At 47.6% G+C, this 19,635-nt stretch carries 15 protein-coding genes and 1 tRNA gene; 10 read left to right on the top strand and 6 right to left on the bottom strand.

The window, feature by feature from the left end; all coding sequences use genetic code 11:
- The first annotated feature begins 182 nt into the window (after positions 1-182).
- Both pckA and AKJ31_RS15155 read left to right on the top strand, forming a co-directional pair.
- Positions 183-1,811 (top strand): phosphoenolpyruvate carboxykinase (ATP), encoded by a 1,629-nt coding sequence (gene pckA, locus AKJ31_RS15160; RefSeq protein ID WP_053409950.1) that lies wholly within the window; start codon positions 183-185, stop codon positions 1,809-1,811.
- Between the two features lie 149 nt (positions 1,812-1,960).
- The gene (locus AKJ31_RS15155; protein ID WP_053409949.1) at positions 1,961-3,901 is read left to right on the top strand and encodes an AsmA family protein; all 1,941 of its coding nucleotides are present in this window, start codon (positions 1,961-1,963) and stop codon (positions 3,899-3,901) included.
- Here AKJ31_RS15155 and AKJ31_RS15150 read toward each other — a convergent pair.
- The 3 genes from AKJ31_RS15150 to AKJ31_RS15140 all read right to left on the bottom strand — a co-directional run bounded on the left by AKJ31_RS15150 (position 3,865) and on the right by AKJ31_RS15140 (position 6,259).
- Positions 3,865-4,794, bottom strand: a complete 930-nt coding sequence (locus tag AKJ31_RS15150; RefSeq protein ID WP_053409948.1) for a bifunctional GNAT family N-acetyltransferase/hotdog fold thioesterase — start codon at positions 4,792-4,794, stop codon at positions 3,865-3,867. The two genes, AKJ31_RS15155 and AKJ31_RS15150, sit on opposite strands and share 37 nt — an antisense overlap.
- Before the next feature lie 114 nt (positions 4,795-4,908).
- Entirely contained in the window at positions 4,909-5,343 is a 435-nt protein-coding gene (dtd, locus tag AKJ31_RS15145; RefSeq protein ID WP_053409947.1) for a D-aminoacyl-tRNA deacylase, read from the bottom strand.
- On the bottom strand, positions 5,315-6,259 hold the full coding sequence (locus tag AKJ31_RS15140; protein WP_211263063.1) for a virulence factor BrkB family protein: 945 nt from the start codon (positions 6,257-6,259) through the stop codon (positions 5,315-5,317). Before AKJ31_RS15140 ends, dtd begins: the two co-directional genes overlap by 29 nt.
- Before the next feature lie 35 nt (positions 6,260-6,294).
- Here AKJ31_RS15140 and AKJ31_RS15135 point away from each other — a divergent pair, with 35 nt between their 5' ends.
- The gene (locus tag AKJ31_RS15135; RefSeq protein WP_053409946.1) at positions 6,295-6,936 is read left to right on the top strand and encodes a DUF2959 domain-containing protein; all 642 of its coding nucleotides are present in this window, start codon (positions 6,295-6,297) and stop codon (positions 6,934-6,936) included.
- Between the two features lie 41 nt (positions 6,937-6,977).
- Here AKJ31_RS15135 and AKJ31_RS15130 read toward each other — a convergent pair whose 3' ends face one another.
- The gene (locus AKJ31_RS15130; protein ID WP_053409945.1) at positions 6,978-7,511 is read right to left on the bottom strand and encodes an AAA family ATPase; all 534 of its coding nucleotides are present in this window, start codon (positions 7,509-7,511) and stop codon (positions 6,978-6,980) included.
- A gap of 77 nt (positions 7,512-7,588) precedes the next feature.
- Entirely contained in the window at positions 7,589-9,418 is a 1,830-nt protein-coding gene (gene typA / locus AKJ31_RS15125; protein ID WP_053409944.1) for a translational GTPase TypA, read from the bottom strand.
- A gap of 483 nt (positions 9,419-9,901) precedes the next feature.
- Here typA and glnA point away from each other — a divergent pair, with 483 nt between their 5' ends.
- From glnA to AKJ31_RS15090, 7 genes are all read left to right on the top strand, one after another.
- The gene (gene glnA / locus AKJ31_RS15120) at positions 9,902-11,311 is read left to right on the top strand and encodes a glutamate--ammonia ligase (RefSeq protein ID WP_053409943.1); all 1,410 of its coding nucleotides are present in this window, start codon (positions 9,902-9,904) and stop codon (positions 11,309-11,311) included.
- Between the two features lie 132 nt (positions 11,312-11,443).
- On the top strand, positions 11,444-11,995 hold the full coding sequence (locus AKJ31_RS15115; protein WP_053409942.1) for a DUF4124 domain-containing protein: 552 nt from the start codon (positions 11,444-11,446) through the stop codon (positions 11,993-11,995).
- Positions 11,996-12,115: 120 nt separating this feature from the next.
- A complete protein-coding gene (gene glnL / locus AKJ31_RS15110) occupies positions 12,116-13,165 on the top strand; it encodes a nitrogen regulation protein NR(II) (protein WP_053409941.1) in 1,050 nt (349 codons plus the stop codon).
- 31 nt (positions 13,166-13,196) lie between these two features.
- Entirely contained in the window at positions 13,197-14,600 is a 1,404-nt protein-coding gene (glnG, locus tag AKJ31_RS15105; protein WP_053409940.1) for a nitrogen regulation protein NR(I), read from the top strand.
- Positions 14,601-14,736: 136 nt separating this feature from the next.
- Positions 14,737-17,277, top strand: coding sequence for a phosphodiesterase GepA (gene gepA, locus AKJ31_RS15100; RefSeq protein ID WP_053409939.1), 2,541 nt, complete (start codon positions 14,737-14,739; stop codon positions 17,275-17,277).
- 98 nt (positions 17,278-17,375) lie between these two features.
- Positions 17,376-18,380: an adenosine deaminase gene (gene add, locus AKJ31_RS15095; protein WP_053409938.1), complete on the top strand. Its 1,005-nt coding sequence runs from the start codon at positions 17,376-17,378 to the stop codon at positions 18,378-18,380.
- A gap of 87 nt (positions 18,381-18,467) precedes the next feature.
- Positions 18,468-19,295, top strand: a complete 828-nt coding sequence (locus AKJ31_RS15090) for a substrate-binding periplasmic protein (protein WP_053409937.1) — start codon at positions 18,468-18,470, stop codon at positions 19,293-19,295.
- A gap of 166 nt (positions 19,296-19,461) precedes the next feature.
- Here the strand turns inward: AKJ31_RS15090 and AKJ31_RS15085 are convergent.
- Positions 19,462-19,552: transfer RNA gene (locus tag AKJ31_RS15085), tRNA-Ser, on the bottom strand.
- Between the last annotated feature and the right edge of the window lie 83 nt (positions 19,553-19,635).

Genomic DNA, 19,635 nt, shown 5'->3' with positions numbered 1-19,635 from the left:
GCGTGCACGATACACTAATCGAGCCAATATGTGATGCGTCGCTTAAAGCCCCATAATAAGCACGGGTATTTTTTGAGCTATATCCCTGTTTTAACTTAGACCCATTGCTAGCATGGTGAGCAGACAAAAATAAAAAGATACTTACAAAATCCCTACAAAATATTTCCGATAAGGAGCACCCAATGACCGTTATGGAACATACAAAAGCGGCAACAATTGACCTTACTAAACACGGGCTACACAACGTAAAAGAGGTTATTCGTAACCCAAGTTACGAAGTGTTGTTTGAGGAAGAAACGCGCCCTGAGCTAGAAGGTTACGAAAAAGGCGTCGTCACAAACCTTGGCGCAGTCGCTGTGGATACCGGTATTTTTACTGGCCGCTCACCAAAAGATAAGTACATCGTGAAAGATGCCACCACTGAAGAACACATGTGGTGGACATCAGACGCGGTGAAAAACGACAACAAACCGATCTCACAAGAGATTTGGAACGACCTGAAAGAGCAGGTAACAGAGCAGCTTTCGGGCAAACGTGTGTTTGTTATCGATGGTTACTGTGGTGCTAACCCTGATACTCGCCTAAGCATCCGTGTCATTACTGAGGTTGCATGGCAAGCACACTTCGTGAAAAACATGTTCATCCGCCCAACAGAAGCGGAACTTGAAACATTCGAACCAGATTTCGTCGTAATGAACGGCGCGAAATGCACCAACAAGAAGTGGAAAGAGCACGGTCTTAACTCTGAAAACTTCACGGTGTTTAACCTGACTGAGCGCACTCAGCTTATCGGTGGTACTTGGTACGGCGGTGAAATGAAGAAAGGTATGTTCGCGATGATGAACTACTTCTTGCCGCTAAAAGGTATCGCGTCAATGCACTGTAGTGCCAACATGGGCAAAGACGGCGACGTTGCGATCTTCTTCGGCCTATCTGGTACAGGTAAAACCACGCTATCTACCGATCCAAAACGTGCACTTATCGGTGATGACGAGCACGGCTGGGATGACGACGGCGTATTCAACTTCGAAGGTGGTTGTTACGCGAAAACCATCAAGCTATCGAAAGAAGCAGAACCAGACATCTACAACGCAATCCGTCGTGATGCGCTGCTAGAAAACGTAACGGTACTTTCAGACGGCACAATCGATTTTGACGATGGTTCAAAAACAGAAAACACTCGCGTGTCTTACCCAATTGAGCACATCGAAAACATCGTTAAGCCAGTATCGAAAGGCGGTCACGCGAACAAAGTGATCTTCTTGTCAGCGGACGCATTCGGTGTTCTACCGCCAGTATCGAAACTAACTCCAGAACAAACGAAGTACCACTTCCTATCTGGTTTTACTGCAAAACTAGCGGGTACTGAGCGTGGCATTACCGAGCCAACGCCAACCTTCTCTGCATGTTTTGGCGCAGCGTTCCTAACGCTACACCCAACCAAGTACGCAGAAGTACTGGTTAAACGTATGGAAGCAGCAGGCGCGCAAGCTTACCTAGTCAACACAGGCTGGAACGGCAGCGGCAAACGTATCTCTATCCAAGATACGCGCGGCATCATCGACGCAATCCTAGACGGTTCAATTGAAGAAGCGGAAACCAAACATATCCCTATCTTCAACCTAGAAGTTCCGACTGCACTGCACGATGTAGACCCAACTATCCTTGACCCACGTGACACTTACGTTGACCCACTACAATGGGAAAGCAAAGCAAAAGACCTAGCAACTCGCTTTATCAACAACTTTGATAAGTACACCGACAACGAAGAAGGTAAATCACTCGTTGCGGCTGGTCCTCAGCTTGATTAGTGACATCGGCTTCAAATAGCTATCTAAGCCCCTCTTTTGAGGGGCTTTTTGTTGCCTCTGTGTGCAAAATGTTTCAAGCTAAGCAAACTGACTCTGTATCTGGTAGTTAGAACATCGCAAGCGAACGGGAATTCAGGAAGGTCTTAGTTTTGAAGAGAATATTGCTGCTGAGTACGATCATGGTTGTTGCCTTGCTTAGCTTAAGTGCGCTCTCTCTGTTTGCCTTGCTACAAACCCGCTACGCGACAGACACCATCAACCTACTTTTCAAACACCTAACGCCGTATCACCTCGTCACCCAGAAGGTTCGCTATACTCCACCGCTCCAGTTGGAGCTCGATGACGTCGAAATCCAATCCGAGCGACGTAACGTAAGAATCCCCAAACTCACGCTGTGGCTGAATCCGTATTTAATCAATAGCGGCAAAGTTGCGTTTGACTCCATGCTGATCGAAGGGGCCAATATCGACCTGCAGCACTTTGACTTAACGCTGCTCAAACCTTTCTATCTGAACCATCTAGCACTCGATTACGTCGACGTCTCAAGCCACGAGTGGTCTGCGCGCGGCGTCAGCCTTCAAGTCAAACAGCCCGTTTGGCAAGATGACGAACAAACTCTCCCGTATGGTGACATTCAACTTTCGGCAAAACAGCTCTACACCCGTGGTGAAGCGCTAGACGACTTGTTGATTGACGCTAAATACCAAGCCGCTGACAGCACCCTTTACGGCATGTCTTTCAATTGGCGCGGGGCGAACGTTTCTGGTCAGGCAGAGCAATATCAAAGCGGCTGGTCGTTGGTCAATGTCACCGTCAACCAACTGCAACTGACCAGCGCAACACCGGCAGAACAACTGCTAACCACCTTAGACTCACTCAGCTTGCCTATTACTCACATCAACAGCTTAGATATTCTCAGCAGCAGTTTTGACTACGCTGGTTGGCGCTTTGAACAGCTTGATGCGTCGCTGGAAAACCTCTCCCTTGAACGCTCGCTCTGGCAACAGCAGCAAGGCTATTTGTCATTTAACGCCGACAGCGTGACTTATCAGGATTTACAGCTCATTGCTCCAACAGCCAAACTGGCGGTTAGCGACAAGGGAATCACGTTTGACGAATTCGATGCAGACTTTAAAGAAGGCCGTATTCAGTTGGAGGGGCGGATCTCACCGTCTGATGTTCAGCTCAAACAGCTGCGTATGTCTGGGATTAAATGGCTAGAGAACACCTCTGAGTTGGTAAGCTCGCTGCATCAGGCGGCGCAGTCGTTGAACACCTTGTCGATTGATGAGCTGGATGTAAACAACGGCCAAATCATCCAAATTGAGCGTAAACCCTATTGGCAGTTATCCGGTGTGAATATCGAAGGTGAGCAGCTTTCGCTGATAAAAGGCGGTAAAGCGGGTTTCTTTAACGGCCACTTAGAGGTGACTGCCAACAATGCCAGCTTGGACCAGCTATTGACGACTCAGGCGATGATTCGCGCTTCGTCACAGCAAGGCGATGTCCGTTTAGAGCGCGCGTTTCTTCCCCTTCCTTCAGGCTATATCGAAGCCAATGGCAAATGGGACCAGACCACACTCAGCGCACCGTGGGCGTTTTCCCTGCATGGTGACGGCATTCCACTGGAACAAGCATGGATTCAATCGCGTTTACCATTCTCATTAAGCGGACTGGCGGAAATAGAGCTCGACCTTTCAGGCCTATCTGGCGATTACTCTATGCTGGCGCACAGCGCGTCAGGCCAGGTCAAAGCGCAAATCCGTCAAGGCATGATCGATGCTAAAAGTGCCGATGGGGAGGTAAGCTTTACGCAGCCATGGCCTCTGGAAGTGATTGAAGTCAACGCTGATCGAGGCCGAATTCGTATCCAGTCTCAGGCAGAGAAGGGCGCGCTGGTTGGCCAGCTTGATTTAACCAAACCGCAATTTGGCACCTTGATTCTGAATATCAACCAAGAGTGCCAACAGTTGTGGTCAGAGATTTTCGACTTAACCAATGTCATTAGCCACGTTTGCCCCGAGCCAAATGTCTCCCCACCTGCAAGCCACGATCACACGGTCAACTCACCGTCTAACTTAGATTTGTAATCAGGGATCAACATATAAGTGCCGACGAACTCCACTGCGGCAGCATCGCCACTGTAGATGGTGACGTGAATAACAATTCGAGCTTTACGCCCCGACGCTAAACGGTCTAAGTCACCACTGATCCCATCTAAAGAAGTCGCCGCGACTGGGTTTTGCATCACAGGATGGCGGTAGCGAATCTGACTATCAGCCAAAACAATATCGCCTTGCAAGTTACGCTCTTTGAGCAGCAGCCAAGTCATACCCCAGCCAGTTAACGTTGCCAGCGTGAACGCCGAACCTGCAAATAGCGTATTGTGAGGATTGAGGTTAGGGTTCAGCTGAGCGCAACACTCAAACTGGTAGCCAGTATATTGGTTGATTTTGATACCCATCTTGTCGCTGATTGGGATTTGATTTTCCCAGCGCTCTTGCAGTTCGGCGCACCATTCTGGCTTACGCAAGACATTAGCCATCGGGTCTAGCGGCTTGACCATTTGTTGGTGGCGCACCGGACCACGTTCGTCGGTCAGCTCACCACGGCGCTCAAAGCCATTCTTTTCATAGAACGAGATTGCATCTTCGCGCGCGTTACATACTAATCGCTTAACGCCTTCCTGACGCGCTAACGACTCGAGCGCCACCAGCACTAAAGAACCCATCCCTTTATTACGGCGAGAGCCTTTTACCGCCATGTAGCGAATTTGGCCTTCATTGTCCGGCGTGATATACAAGCGGCCGATCGCCATTGGACGTCCACGCCCGTCGACAATCATGCGATGGAAGCTCATCGGGTCATATTCGTCACGTTCCGAGCCCAGCGGCATGCGCCAAGGCTCGCGCAGCATCTGCCAGCGAAAGTGATAATACTTGTTAAGTTGGTTATCCGTTTTTGGAGTGATCAGCTTAAACATAAAATTCCTTTTTATCACTGCCACCAAATATCCATTTAGCAGCAGTATTTCATCTCAGAGCTTACTGTCGCTCGTTGATACTAATATGTCCAAATTATTACTGTGATAACGGTGCTAAACCTGCAACCAAAACGTCACTGGTCCATCATTAACCAAAGAGACTTTCATATCGGCGGCAAAACGGCCGCGTTCGGTTGGCAATACAGTTTGGCACAAGTCAGCAAAGTGTTCATATAGGCGCTCGGCCTCACTTGGGTGCGCGCCGCGTGAAAAACCCGCGCGAGTCCCTTTCTTAGTATCGGCAGGCAATGTGAACTGCGACACCACCAAAACTTTACCACCGACTTGTTGCACATTTAGGTTCATCTTACCTTCGTCATCTTCGAAAACACGGTAAGTCGTAACACGTTCAACCAAGCGTTTTGACTTGGCTTCATCATCGTCCTTTTCCACACCCAGTAGAACAAGTAGGCCTTTGTCGATCTCTCCTACCACTTCACCATCTACGCGTACTGCTGCCTCACTTACTCTCTGGATCAGTGCTATCACTTTGACTTCCTTTCTCTATTTGGGATGTTTGTGGTGAGCATTTTACCACTTCTTCTTCGGTTGCGCGCCAGTGCTCTTTCTCGCCCAGCGCGGCGGTCACTTCCGCACCGATCAACACAATCAACCAACACAAATAGACCCAAACAAACAGAATCGGAATCGCCGCCAAAGCGCCGTAAATTAACTGATAAGAAGGAAACTCGGTGATATATAGGGCAAAGCCTTTCTTGCTCGCTTCGAACAGCAGCGCGGCGATAATCGCACCAACCACCGCATGGGAAAAATAGACTTTCTTGTTTGGCACCAACAAATACAAACCGACAAACGCCGAAAATGAGAGTAAGAATGGTAGCCATCGTAGGAAGAACTCAAACGCACTCGAAATGGTGTTGCTTTCGAGGATTTTTAACGACGTGATGTAAGAGGTCGCGACGATACTTGCTCCGACCAATATCGGGCCGAGAGTCAGCACCATCCAATACATCGAAAACGAAAACACCGCGCGGCGCTTTTTCTTTACTCGCCAAATATAGTTCAGGTTTTTATCGATGTTGGAAATCAGCATCAGTGCAGCAACAAACAAAAATGCACCGCCCACCGCAGTCATCTTGCCGGTATTGGCGATAAAATCGAATAAGGCACTCTTCACCGCATCACCTGCGGCGGGAACAAAATGGGTGATCAGGAAGTCCTGAATGACATCGCCAACATTACTAAACACTGGGAAGGAAGATAACACCGACAGCAACACCGTCATCATAGGTACGAGTGAGAGCAAACTGATGTAGGCCAAGTAGCCGGCGTTCACGTTCACACGGTCATGCGCCATCCTAGTCAAAAGATATTGTCCAAAGGCAAGTCCTTGCTTACCCATTTGCTCAAATTTCAACTTGTAACTCCCAAACGACTCGGTCATCCTAGCACCATAATTCTAAAGAAAAGGACTCATTCATGCCGTACTTACTGGCTTTGGTATTATCCATTTTTACCCTAACAGGTTGTCAATCCGCCTATTATTCTGCAATGGAACAAGTAGGCTACCACAAACGAGACATCATGGTAGACCGCGTTGAAGAAGCCAAAGAGTCACAACAAGAGGCTCAACAAGAGTTTAGCAGCGCGCTCGAAGCACTTTCAGCCCTAACTCAATTCGACGGTGGAGAACTGGAAAGCGTCTACAACAAGATCAACGACAAATACCAAGACAGTGAAAGTGCTGCAGAAGAAGTGCGCGAGCGTATCGCCGCCATTGAGGATGTGTCTGAAGCACTGTTCGACGAGTGGCAAGACGAACTCGATCTCTACACCAACCGCTCATTACGTCGTGCGAGCGAACAGAAACTGCGTGAGACCCGTACTTCATACAACACCATGCTCAAAGCGATGAAACGCGCTGAACAGAAAATGACGCCAGTACTCAATACGCTTCGTGACAACACTTTGTATTTAAAGCATAACCTAAACGCGAGTGCGGTTGGTGCGCTCCAAGGCGAATTTTCAAACTTAGAACAAGATATTCAGTACGCGATTAAGCAAATGAACGCGGCAATCGCCGAATCAGACAAGTTCCTACAAAAACTGAATCAAAAATAATCAACTTTGGCTGACCTCCTCATTCGAGGAGGTTTAGTCACTCAGCATTGCTTCGCTAGCCAGTGCTCGCGGATAAATGCCACCCGCTCGGTAACACTTCCCCACGGCACATCCACTACTTGATAACCTAGCTCAGTGTAACTCTCCACCAGCAATTGATGAATGTGCTGCGCTTCCTCAAAGCTATGTGGGCGAACTTCATCTTGAACATAGATCGATGCTTCAGGCGCACAGGCAAACACTTGTCGATGGTAGCCAGCACTGCCAGAAATAAACGCTTGTGGCACTTCGCAGCCACCCACTCGCAGATAAGCGACGATGTCAGGGATTGCGCGGTCCATAAACGCCACTTGGTGATCAAGTGCTCGACGTTTTTGCTCTGCCATGAGATCAAGACACAGCTGGGCAAATCGCGGTAAATCAGTCCACGGCAATACCCCATCCTTGAGTCGGCTTTGCTGTTCAATCAAGGTTCGAGAGCCTTCTGCAAACGTCGCATACCCCTGCTCACCCAGTGCATTAAGTAACGTCGTTTTCCCCGCTCCCGGACCGCCGGTAATAATGATTGGCTGCATATCTTTCCTTTGTAAAAACACAAAAGCCCCGAGCGTAACTCGGGGCTTTTTTATTCTATTTCGCTATCGCGAAAAAATTACTTCGCTGAACGAGACGCGCGTTTACGATCGCTTTCCGTTAGGAACTTCTTACGAATACGGATGCTTTCAGGTGTTACTTCTACTAGCTCATCATCATCGATGAATTCTAGTGCTTGCTCAAGAGTCATCTTGATTGGCGGAGTAAGAACCTGTGCGTCATCTGTACCAGATGCACGAACGTTAGTTAGCTGCTTACCTTTCAGTGCGTTTACCGTTAGGTCGTTGTCACGGCTATGAATACCGATAACCATACCTTCGTAAACTTCAACACCGTGACCGATAAATAGACGACCACGTTCTTGCAGGTTGAACAGCGCGTTAGTTAGCGCTTTACCCATCGCGTTCGCGATTAGTACACCATTCACACGTTGACCGATGTTACCGCCTTTGTGTGGCGCGTAGCGATCGAACGTATGGTAAAGAAGACCAGAACCAGAAGTCAGTGTCATGAATTCCGTTTGGAAACCGATCAGACCACGAGATGGCATTTCGAAGTCCATACGTACACGGCCTTTACCGTCTGGAGACATGTCTTTCAGCTCACCTTTACGTAGGCCGATGTTCTCCATGATGCCGCCTTGGTGCTCTTCCATTACGTCGATAGTTACTGTTTCGAACGGTTCCATTAGCTGACCATCTTCTTCTTTGATGATTACTTCTGGACGAGATACTGCTAGTTCGAAGCCTTCACGACGCATGTTTTCGATCAGGATAGATAGGTGAAGTTCACCACGGCCTGATACGCGGAATTTGTCTGGGTCGTCTGTTTGCTCAACGCGTAGCGCAACGTTGTGTACCAGTTCCTTCTCTAGACGCTCAAGGATGTTACGTGACGTTACGAACTTACCTTCTTTACCCGCGAATGGAGACGTGTTTACTTGGAACGTCATCGTTACTGTTGGTTCATCAACAGACAGTGGTGGAAGCGCTTCTACTGCGTTTTGTGCACAGATAGTGTCAGAGATTTTTAGCTCACCAAGACCAGTGATTGCGATGATATCACCTGCGTTCGCTTGCTCAACTTCGTGACGCTCTAGGCCAAGGTAGCCCATGACTGTACCCACTTTACCGTTGCGAGTTTTACCGTCAGCACCAATAATGGTTACCTGTTGGTTTGCTTTAACGCTACCACGAGTTACACGAGCTACACCGATAACACCCACGTAAGAGCTGTAATCTAGCTGAGAAACTTGCATTTGTAGTGGACCATCAAGGTCAACATTTGGTGCGTCAACAACGTCAACGATAGTTTGGAATAGTGGTTCCATGTTCTCGCCAGTTTCGCCTTCTTCTAGAGAAGCCCAACCGTTAAGTGCTGATGCGTAAACCACTTTAAAGTCTAGCTGGTCATCTGTTGCGCCTAGGTTGTCGAATAGGTCGAACACTTGGTCCATAACCCAATCAGGACGCGCGCCAGGGCGGTCAATCTTGTTGATTACAACGATTGGCTTAAGACCGTGTGCAAATGCTTTTTGCGTTACGAAACGTGTTTGTGGCATTGGGCCATCAACCGCGTCAACGATAAGTAGTACAGAGTCTACCATCGACATGATACGTTCTACTTCACCACCGAAGTCCGCGTGTCCCGGAGTATCTACGATGTTGATGCGGTAATCGTTCCAGTTGATCGCAGTGTTCTTAGCAAGAATGGTAATACCACGTTCTTTTTCGATGTCGTTTGAGTCCATGACTCGCTCTTCAGCTTCGCCGCGAGACTCTAGAGTACCTGATTGTTGTAGCAGTTTATCAACCAGTGTAGTTTTACCGTGGTCAACGTGCGCGATGATCGCGATATTTCTTAATTTATCAATCTGTGGAGTAGCCATGGATTTGATTCACTCGATATAAGAAGCTCCTTCTATATGAAGGGACTTTTTTGATTAAAAAAACGGCCATAATGTACCAGATTTTGGCGAAAAACCTAGAAATATGTGATCTGTTCCGTTGATTTTACACTCAGGACAACTTGATACAGCGCAATAAGCCATTTCATCTGTTTAAAACTCAATTGACAATCTTACGAAAACTAGGCTGAATGATGTTCGATCTTGTCTTAATTTGGTGCGCCCACTTAATAATGCACCAAATAAGTGCAAACGTAGATCATTTTGGTGCAAATGTTTGCACCAGATTAATGCCCAAGCCACTAATTCTTTGAAATTAATGGATTAATTTTTTTGGCACGGTTTTGGCTTTAGTATTTTCAGCATCGATTAACACGATTGAAAAGAAATTAATCAATGCTGGTACTTAAGATTAGATTAAGAATCACGCCATCACCGCTTTAATAACACTGGAGGTTATCCAACATGTCAGTAGAAAACGTTCTATCGCTGATCCAAGAAAACGAAGTTAAGTTTGTTGACCTACGCTTTACTGATACCAAAGGTAAAGAGCAACACATCTCTATCCCTGCTCACCAGATCGACGCAGACTTCTTCGAAGAAGGTAAGATGTTCGATGGTTCTTCAGTTGCTGGCTGGAAAGGTATCAACGAGTCAGACATGGTAATGATGCCAGACGCTGCCTCTGCAGTTCTTGACCCATTCACTGAAGATGCAACGCTAAACGTGCGTTGTGACATCCTAGAACCTGCAACTATGCAAGGTTACGACCGTGACCCACGCTCTATCGCTAAACGCGCTGAAGACTACATGCGCGCAACTGGTATCGCAGACACTGTTCTTGTTGGTCCAGAGCCAGAGTTCTTCCTATTTGACGACGTTAAGTACTCAAACGACATGTCGGGTTCTTTCTTTAAGATCGACGACGTAGAAGCAGCGTGGAACACAGGCAGCGAAATCGAAGGTGGTAACAAAGGTCACCGTCCTGGCGTTAAAGGTGGTTACTTCCCAGTAGCTCCAGTTGACTCTTCTCAAGACATCCGTTCTGCAATGTGTCTAATCATGGAAGAAATGGGCCTAGTGGTTGAAGCGCACCACCACGAAGTGGCAACTGCTGGTCAGAACGAAATCGCAACTCGTTTCAACACGCTAACAACGAAAGCTGACGAAATCCAAATCTACAAGTACGTTGTACATAACGTTGCTCACGCATTTGGTAAGACAGCGACATTCATGCCTAAGCCACTTGTTGGTGACAACGGTTCTGGTATGCACGTTCACCAATCTCTAGCGAAAGACGGTGTAAACCTATTCGCAGGTGACAAGTACGGCGGCTTATCTGAAACTGCTCTTTACTACATCGGCGGTATCATCAAGCACGCTCGCGCAATCAACGCGTTTGCTAACCCATCAACAAACTCGTACAAGCGTCTTGTACCAGGCTTCGAAGCGCCAGTTATGCTAGCTTACTCAGCACGTAACCGTTCTGCTTCAATCCGTATCCCAGTGGTACCAAGCCCGAAAGCACGCCGTATCGAAGCTCGCTTCCCAGATCCAGCAGCGAACCCATACCTAGCGTTTGCTTCTCTACTAATGGCTGGTCTTGACGGTATTAAGAACAAGATCCACCCAGGCGAAGCGATGGATAAAGACCTTTACGACCTTCCTGCTGAAGAAGCAGCTGAGATTCCAAAAGTGGCTGAGTCTCTAGAAGTAGCTCTGAATGCACTAAACGAAGATCGTGAGTTCCTAACAGCTGGCGGCGTATTCTCTGATGACTTTATCGATTCTTACATCGCACTTAAGTCAAAAGACGTTGAGCGCATCAACATGGCGACTCACCCACTTGAGTTTGAACTTTACTACTCTGTATAACCATACCGAGTGTACAAAGTTTAACCACGTTACATAATAATAAGGCTCGCCTCGCAGGCGGGCCTTTTTCGTGTTTCTCGTTGCATTTCATGGAGCTAGTATTGTTCAACTCTCTAATACTAGGAGATTCTCATGAAATGGCATCAACAACTTGTTTTTCTATTCGTGCTCCAAGCGCCTGTCGCTATCGCTCAAACTGTCTATTCGTGGGTGGATGACAACGGTGTGGTGCACTTTAGTGACAACCCGTCGAGTGGCAAAGTGAAAGCGATTCAACTGCCGGATCACGAGCGACCAGCCCCGCCACCTAAATTTGACGCACCACAAGCGGTCGATGCTGATAAGAATAATAGCGCCGAAGCCAAACCTGAATCAGTTGGGCCATTGGTCGTAGATATTATTTCCCCTCAACATGACCAAGCCTTACGCAGCAACGCAGGCATGATTACCATCCAAGCCGAAGTTAACCGAAAACTGGCTATCGGAGAAACACTGCAGTTGGTGATGGACAATAAACGCTACGGTGCACCAACAAACCAGCCTCTTTGGGAGCTCAAGAACATTGACCGAGGAAGCCATTCCTTTGTAGTTCAAGCAATTAAAGACGGCAAGCTTATTGCATCATCCAGTCCTATAACGGTGCATCTTCAGCGAGCAATACAGAAAAAAGCCACATCTCAGTAAAAAGCCGAGATTTAAAGGAGTTTTTTCTTCTGCTACCCGCGAGATTGCGCCATACTTAAAATTGTCCCCGCACCAAAATGGTGCATTGCACATTTTAAGGTCAAGGATGAGGGGTAACTTGTGAGTAGCGAGCTCAATAACATTATTTTAAACCATCAGGTCACAGCGATTCTTATCATGAACGAATCGCTGCAGGTCCGCTATGCCAATCCCGCTGCAGAGCAAGTGTTCTCGCAAAGTTCAAAACGCATCGTCAATCAACCACTGTCGAACCTGATCCAACACGCGTCTTTGGATCTCGCCCTGCTCTCTCAACCGCTGCAAAGTGGTCAAAGCATTACCGACAGCGACGTCACCTTTGTCGTCGATGGTAAACCGTTGATGTTAGAGGTGACAGTCAGCCCTATCTCATGGAACAAAGAGCTGATGCTGTTAGTTGAGATGCGAAAAATTGGTCAACAGCGCCGCTTATCTCAAGAACTCAATCAACATGCCCAGCAGCAAGCAGCCAAACTGTTGGTTCGCGGCCTAGCCCACGAAATCAAAAACCCGCTTGGCGGTTTACGTGGCGCGGCGCAACTGTTAGAGCGGATGCTGCCAGACCAATCCTTAACCGAATACACACAAATCATCATCGAACAGGCAGACCGACTGCGCTCGTTGGTTGACCGCCTGCTAGGGCCGCAAAAACCGGGCAAGAAAAAATACGAAAACCTGCATCTGATTCTGGAAAAAGTACGTCAATTAGTTGAGTTAGAAGTGAGCCAATCGGTGATCATCGAACGCGACTACGACCCAAGCTTGCCAGACTTTCTGATGGATGCAGACCAAATCGAACAAGCGCTGCTGAATATCGTCAGCAACGCAGGGCAAATATTACAAGCACAAGAAAATGGCAAAATAATCATACGCACCAGAACGGTGCATCAAGCCAATATCCATGGTCAACGCTGCAAACTCGCGGCGAGAGTCGAGATCATTGATAACGGCCCAGGCATTCCAGCCGACCTACAAGATACCTTGTTTTACCCTATGGTCAGTGGCCGCGAAGGCGGAACCGGGCTTGGGCTGTCTATTGCCCAAAACCTTATCGACCAGCATCAGGGCAAAATCGACGTTGAAAGTTGGTCTGGCCGAACCATTTTCACTATTTACCTGCCAATTCAATAAAAATTAAACGCATTGCTGTGAGGACAACGTTATGAGCAAAGGATACGTATGGGTGGTAGACGACGACAGCTCCATTCGCTGGGTGATCGAGAAAACCCTCTCTTCGGCAAACATAAAATGTGAAACGTTCGCCGATGCCGAAAGCGTACTACTGGCTCTGGAACGCGAGAGTCCAGATGTGTTGGTGTCCGATATTCGTATGCCAGGCATCGATGGCATTGAACTACTGAAACAAGTGCATGAGCGCTCTCCTGATCTCCCAGTCATCATTATGACTGCTCACTCGGATCTCGATGCGGCGGTTAACGCCTATCAAAAAGGGGCGTTTGAATATCTACCCAAGCCATTTGACGTAGACGAGACCTTAACGCTGGTTGAGCGCGCCATCACCCACAGCCACGAACAAAAGCGCGAACAGTCGATTTCTGGGCAGGGTGAGTACAATGCACCTGAAATCATCGGTGAAGCGCCAGCCATGCAAGAAGTGTTTCGCGCTATCGGCCGATTGTCCCGCTCGTCCATTTCGGTGCTGATCAACGGTGAATCCGGTACAGGTAAAGAGTTGGTTGCCCACGCATTGCACCGCCACAGTCCAAGAGCCAGCAAGCCGTTTATTGCCCTCAACATGGCGGCGATTCCCAAAGATTTGATTGAGTCTGAACTGTTTGGCCACGAAAAAGGCGCGTTCACTGGCGCCAATAGTGTTAGACAAGGGCGTTTTGAACAGGCCAACGGTGGCACACTGTTTTTGGATGAGATCGGTGATATGCCACTCGACATCCAAACCCGTCTCTTACGGGTGCTGGCCGACGGTCAATTTTATCGTGTCGGTGGTCATTCGCCGATCAAAGTTGACGTACGTATTGTGGCAGCAACGCACCAAAACTTAGAGAAACTGGTACATAAAGGCGACTTTCGTGAAGATTTATTCCACCGTCTTAATGTCATCCGTATCCACATTCCTGCGCTGCGCGAACGCAAGCAAGATATAGAAAAGCTGACGCTGCATTTTCTCGCCTTGGCATCAGAAGAGTTGGGCGTCGATGTGAAAACTCTCCACTCATCGACAGTAGAAATCCTTAATCGGTTAGATTGGCCGGGTAACGTACGCCAACTAGAAAACATCTGCCGTTGGCTTACTGTCATGGCCAGCGGTAGCGAAATACTGCCGAGCGACCTGCCACCAGAGCTGTTAGAAGAGAAAGCGAAGCACGGATTTTCTGAAGGTAGCACTTGGCAGAAACAACTGGCGAGCTGGGCGAAAAACTCGTTGTCTCAAGGAGATACCGAATTACTTTCTTACGCACTTCCTGAATTTGAACGTATACTTTTAGAAGCCGCTCTGGAACACACCAACGGTCATAAACAAGATGCTGCGAAAGTTCTAGGCTGGGGACGAAACACGCTAACGCGTAAATTGAAAGAACTCTATTAGCCGGCTAGGTTCCGTTAGATTGGGGATATGATCTCAACTATGCCTTTCGCGGATTGACTCTGGAAAAGGATGCGAGTGATAGTGGTGTCAATAAGTGAAACACTACTGACAACAATCGACGAGTAGAAGCGAATGTATGTTATCGACTAAACAGATCACGCTCAGAACCGCAGTCATAATCCCCTTCGTGATGATTTTTATCATTACGATGGGTGTCATTATCGCGTTTCAAAAACAGAGCTATGAAGCGATGGTCGTCGATATCAGCAACAAACAACTCGGCTCGATCACGGAAAATGTCACCCTAGAACTAAATCAATATCTACAGAAGCCTTTTCAAGCTAGCTTGTCACTCAGCCACAATGTGGGATTTAACCACTTCTACACCCCCGGTGATACCCAACCGATAGAGCAATATCTTTTTGCCAGTTTTAGCGACTTATACACTACCATTCCGCAGCTTGACGTGATCGGCTTTGGTGGTATTAATGGTGAATATATTGGTTTGCGAAAGGAAGCCAACAAAGAGCTGACTTTGATGGTCAAAGATGACCGAACCAAAGGTGAACTGATCATCTTCCGTGGTTCCCAAATCAGCAAAGACGTTCGCTCGATTATTAGTAACTACGACCCGCGAAAACGACCATGGTATGTGCCAGTGGCACAGTCGCGAGCACCAATATGGTCTTCGATTTACGCCAACGCGGACGAGCGACAAGAGATCACCCTTTCCGCGTTGACGCCTGTGTTTCAGCAACAAGAGTTTCAGGGGGTGATGGTCACCGATGTGAAAATCGATACCTTCAACGCTTTCCTCAAAGAGATCCAATCCCAATCGAGTGCAATGATTTACCTCATCGACGACCAAGAGCGTTTGGTTGCGCACTCTACAGGCGGGAGCGTCGTTTCTTGGGGAACCCCGCTCAGTCCTAAAGGAGATCGCTTACTGGCGAGTGAAAGCGCCAACCCAGTAGTTCAGACCAGCGCGATACACGCAAGCCAACAGCGTATTTTCAATCAACAAGGGACTCAGCGTTTCTCTATCGACTTAGATGGCGAACGTTACTTCAATCATTTAACTCCGTACACAGACCAATATGGGCTTAACTGGCGGATCGGTGTCGCGATATCCGAAGCTGATTTGCTCGGCGAACTGCCAGCAAACCAAAGAAACAGCTGGTTGATCGGTATTATCATTAGCGCGATCGGTATCATTCTCGGCTTTTTTGCCCTGAACCGAATCGTCAAACCCATCACCTCAACTGTGGAAGCCTCTAAGCATTTAGCTAAAGGGGACTGGGATAGCGCAATGCCTAAGCCGGGCCATATCTATGAGACCACGATGCTGGTGTCTGCGTTTAACGAAATGGCCAACAACCTCAAAGCCTCTTTCCGAGCGCTGCGTAACCAACTGCTGCATGATTCACTGACTAAACTCTACAGCCGAGAAGGGTTGATAGAGACCTGCGATAACCTGACTGAACTGAACGGCAGCATGCTGCTTATTGGGATCAACAAATTTAGGTATATCAATGATAGTCTCGGTCACCACAAAGGGGACCAACTGCTCATTATCATCGCCCAACGACTACGTTCGCTATTTCCTGACGAGGCTTATTTGGCTCGTATTGGCGGTGATGAGTTCGCGGTTTATCTCCCCAATCCACAAACGGTTGAACAAAATACCGCAACGGCCAACCGTATCCTGCAGGTATTTGCGTCTCCATTTGTAATGGAAAAAGATAATGTCATCGTCAATATATCTGTCGGTATTGTCGACTGTTGTCCTGAGCACAATATGACATTATGGCTCCGCAATGGCAGCATTGCGCTGAGTAATGCCAAACAAGATTCGACACAAATTAGCCGTTATAGCCCTGAAATGGCAGACATTTCTCGCAATCGCACTTTGATGGTGGCGAAAATTAAAGATGCCATTGAACACAATGAGTTTGTGCCTTTCTATCAACCAATCGTTGACCTCAACAGCGGCAGAGTCGTCGGTGCAGAAGCCTTGGCCCGCTGGTTATCGCCGATATCGGGAATGATACCTCCGCTGGAGTTCATCTCGATTGCCGAAGAAAGCGGCCTTATTGGGCAAATTGGTGAACAGATACTTAACCAAGCGTGCAATGACACAATCAAAGGGATGCGCGAGGGGAAGTGGGATGAAAACTTCCACATGCACGTCAACCTATCAGTGAAACAGCTCTCACAACCGAGTTTCATAGTGACTTTACAAGACATCTTGCAACAGTCAGGACTGCCCGCTCGCAATCTAACCTTAGAGATCACAGAGTCACGCATTGTCGATAACGACCCGATTACCCTGCAAAATATGCAGACGATTCGCCAGCTCGGCGTAAAAATCGCTATCGATGACTTTGGTACAGGTTATAGCTCACTCGCCTATCTACACAAACTGCCATTTGATTGCCTCAAGATTGACCGCACGTTCGTCAACAGCCTCAATAAAGGCAACTTGGATACTTCCATTGTGGCTGCGGTGATCAACATGACCAAAAGCATGCGAGTCGAAATTGTTGCTGAAGGAATTGAAACCGAAGAGCAAGCCCAATTGCTTTCTCAGCTCGCTTGTCCCCTCGGTCAAGGCTTCCTTTATAGTCGCCCTGTTCCGTACCACGACTGGCCAACAAATTTAGTTAACATGAAATAAAAACCAACGTTAATCGTTGATTTTCTATCCTTTGCGTACTGACAGTCCTGTTATTGATTCTTATACTTAGCTCAATTCATCTGATCGGAATACCCATAATGATAACTAAGAACCTACCTCTTACTGATTTGCACCGTCACCTTGACGGTAACATCCGTACGCAAACCATCTTAGATCTTGGCCAGAAATTTGGCGTTGCACTGCCTGCTTATGATGTTGAGTCTCTCACTCCACATGTTCAGATTGTTGAAGCGGAGCCTTCTCTTGTTGCCTTTCTATCTAAGCTAGATTGGGGCGTAGCGGTTCTTGGTGATCTAGACGCTTGTCGCCGCGTCGCGTATGAAAACGTTGAAGATGCACTCAACGCTCAAATTGACTATGCAGAGTTGCGTTTTTCTCCATACTACATGGCAATGAAACACAAGCTACCTGTCGAAGGCGTTGTAGAAGCAGTTGTTGATGGCGTGCAGGCGGGTGTTCGTGATTTTGGCATCAAGGCTAACCTGATTGGTATTATGAGCCGTACGTTCGGTACAGACGCATGTCAGCAGGAACTGGATGCCATCCTTACGCAAAAAGACCACATCGTAGCAGTTGACCTTGCAGGTGATGAACTGGGCCAACCTGGAGACCGTTTTGTAAAACACTTCGCGCAAGTGAAAGATGCTGGCTTGAACGTCACAGTACACGCGGGTGAAGCAGCGGGTGCAGAAAGCATGTGGCAAGCAATCCAACAACTTGGTGCGACACGTATTGGTCACGGCGTAAAAGCGATTCACGATCCAAAACTGATGGATTACTTAGCACAACATCGTATTGGTATTGAATCGTGCCTAACCTCAAACTTCCAAACCAGTACAGTGGAGTCTCTGGCTAACCACCCACTTAAACAGTTCTTAGATCACGGCGTATTAGCGTGTCTAAATACGGACGACCCAGCTGTAGAAGGTATTGAACTGCCTTACGAATACGAAGTCGCAGCGCCTCAAGCAGGTTTATCTCAAGATCAAATTCGTCAAGCGCAAATTAATGGCCTTGAGCTCGCATTTATCTCTGAGCAAGAGAAGCAAGCGCTAAAAGAACTTGCAGCGAAACGCGCTTAATCACTAGTATGAATTAACCTTTAGCCGACCTAAATGGTCGGCTTTTTTATACCCACTCGACTAAGATTTAAAGAATGGGAGGCGCGCATGCATAACAAACTCTTCATTTACTCATCATCGTTAGTGGCGGCTCTCAGCTCATTTCCGAGCTTTTCGTGCACACTAACTATGGGCTATAGAACCAATGAAAGACCGCCTCTTATCGCCGCCGCGCCCGATAATTCCGGTTTGTATCTACAGCTCTATACAACGGCTGCCCGAAAGATTGGTTGTCAGTTAAATATCGTTAGAGGCCCCAAAAAACGCATTCTCAAACAATTAGAGAAAGGACAAATCGATTTTTATCTTGGCTTTAGCTTCAACCCAACCCGAGCAAAATACACCTACTTTATTGATAACGGTCTACCAGGCGGTGAGATAGGTATTTCACTAGCTGGCTATCCAGAGGTAGAAAAACTGACGCAGCTATCCGGAGCCACCGTCTTACAATCTTTGGGTTCACCCGACTTTGTCCGCAATGTGGAGAATGTTCATCGATATACTGAAGCCGATATGACCATAGATAGAGCGGTGCAGTTGCTAATGAAAAAACGTGGCGACTTTTATATTTATAACCGAGCCTCGCTTGACTACTACCTTAAGCAAAATAAACCGAAGGGGATTAAAACCCACCTCAATTGCTGTGGAGGCGTAAAGCCGACCTATTTAGGCTTTTCCAAAAACTCTCCATATATTACTGAGCAAGAAAATGACAGCTTTGACTCATCAAAGCCGCTGAGCCCAACAAACTTTCCGACAACGATCAGTTTGGGTGAGTCAAAAGCTCGGCAACTTGAACAAACACTGCACGAAATGCAAGACAGTGGTGAAACCGAAGCTATATACCAACAGTATTACGGGTTGACCCATTACTAGCGAACGTACGCTTCTATGATTGCTCCATATGTAAAAAGCCCGCTGATCATTCAGCGGGCTTTTGAAGTCCGAGTCCTAGCGAACAAGTACACTCAAGCTTGTGAGATGTGATTAAGCGGAAGCCAAAACGAGAAAACCCCAGTCTTTCGACTGGGGTTTTAGATAGTGGCGGAGAGATAGGGATTTGAACCCTAGATACGCTATTAACGTATGCCGGTTTTCAAGACCGGTGCTTTCAACCACTCAGCCATCTCTCCACAAATTGTCATCGTCAGATTAGTACACTGAGGATGTTGTTACACGTAGTACGGGTAACGATATTTAAAGCCTGGCGATGTCC

It is taken from the genome of Vibrio hepatarius, assembly GCF_001274785.1.
Classification (GTDB): Bacteria; Pseudomonadota; Gammaproteobacteria; order Enterobacterales; family Vibrionaceae; genus Vibrio; species Vibrio hepatarius.
This window is presented reverse-complemented; position numbering and strand designations above follow the sequence as displayed.

What these genes read in the sequence shown, in the direction of transcription:
- pckA (WP_053409950.1), top strand. Translation starts at nt 183, where the DNA reads ATGACCGTTATGGAACATACAAAAGCGGCAACAATTGACCTTACTAAA.
- AKJ31_RS15150 (WP_053409948.1), bottom strand. Translation starts at nt 4,794, where the DNA reads ATGTTTAAGCTGATCACTCCAAAAACGGATAACCAACTTAACAAGTAT.
- AKJ31_RS15140 (WP_211263063.1), bottom strand. Translation starts at nt 6,259, where the DNA reads ATGACCGAGTCGTTTGGGAGTTACAAGTTGAAATTTGAGCAAATGGGT.
- AKJ31_RS15135 (WP_053409946.1), top strand. Translation starts at nt 6,295, where the DNA reads ATGCCGTACTTACTGGCTTTGGTATTATCCATTTTTACCCTAACAGGT.
- AKJ31_RS15130 (WP_053409945.1), bottom strand. Translation starts at nt 7,511, where the DNA reads ATGCAGCCAATCATTATTACCGGCGGTCCGGGAGCGGGGAAAACGACG.
- typA (WP_053409944.1), bottom strand. Translation starts at nt 9,418, where the DNA reads ATGGCTACTCCACAGATTGATAAATTAAGAAATATCGCGATCATCGCG.
- glnA (WP_053409943.1), top strand. Translation starts at nt 9,902, where the DNA reads ATGTCAGTAGAAAACGTTCTATCGCTGATCCAAGAAAACGAAGTTAAG.
- AKJ31_RS15115 (WP_053409942.1), top strand. Translation starts at nt 11,444, where the DNA reads ATGAAATGGCATCAACAACTTGTTTTTCTATTCGTGCTCCAAGCGCCT.
- glnG (WP_053409940.1), top strand. Translation starts at nt 13,197, where the DNA reads ATGAGCAAAGGATACGTATGGGTGGTAGACGACGACAGCTCCATTCGC.
- gepA (WP_053409939.1), top strand. Translation starts at nt 14,737, where the DNA reads ATGTTATCGACTAAACAGATCACGCTCAGAACCGCAGTCATAATCCCC.
- add (WP_053409938.1), top strand. Translation starts at nt 17,376, where the DNA reads ATGATAACTAAGAACCTACCTCTTACTGATTTGCACCGTCACCTTGAC.
- AKJ31_RS15090 (WP_053409937.1), top strand. Translation starts at nt 18,468, where the DNA reads ATGCATAACAAACTCTTCATTTACTCATCATCGTTAGTGGCGGCTCTC.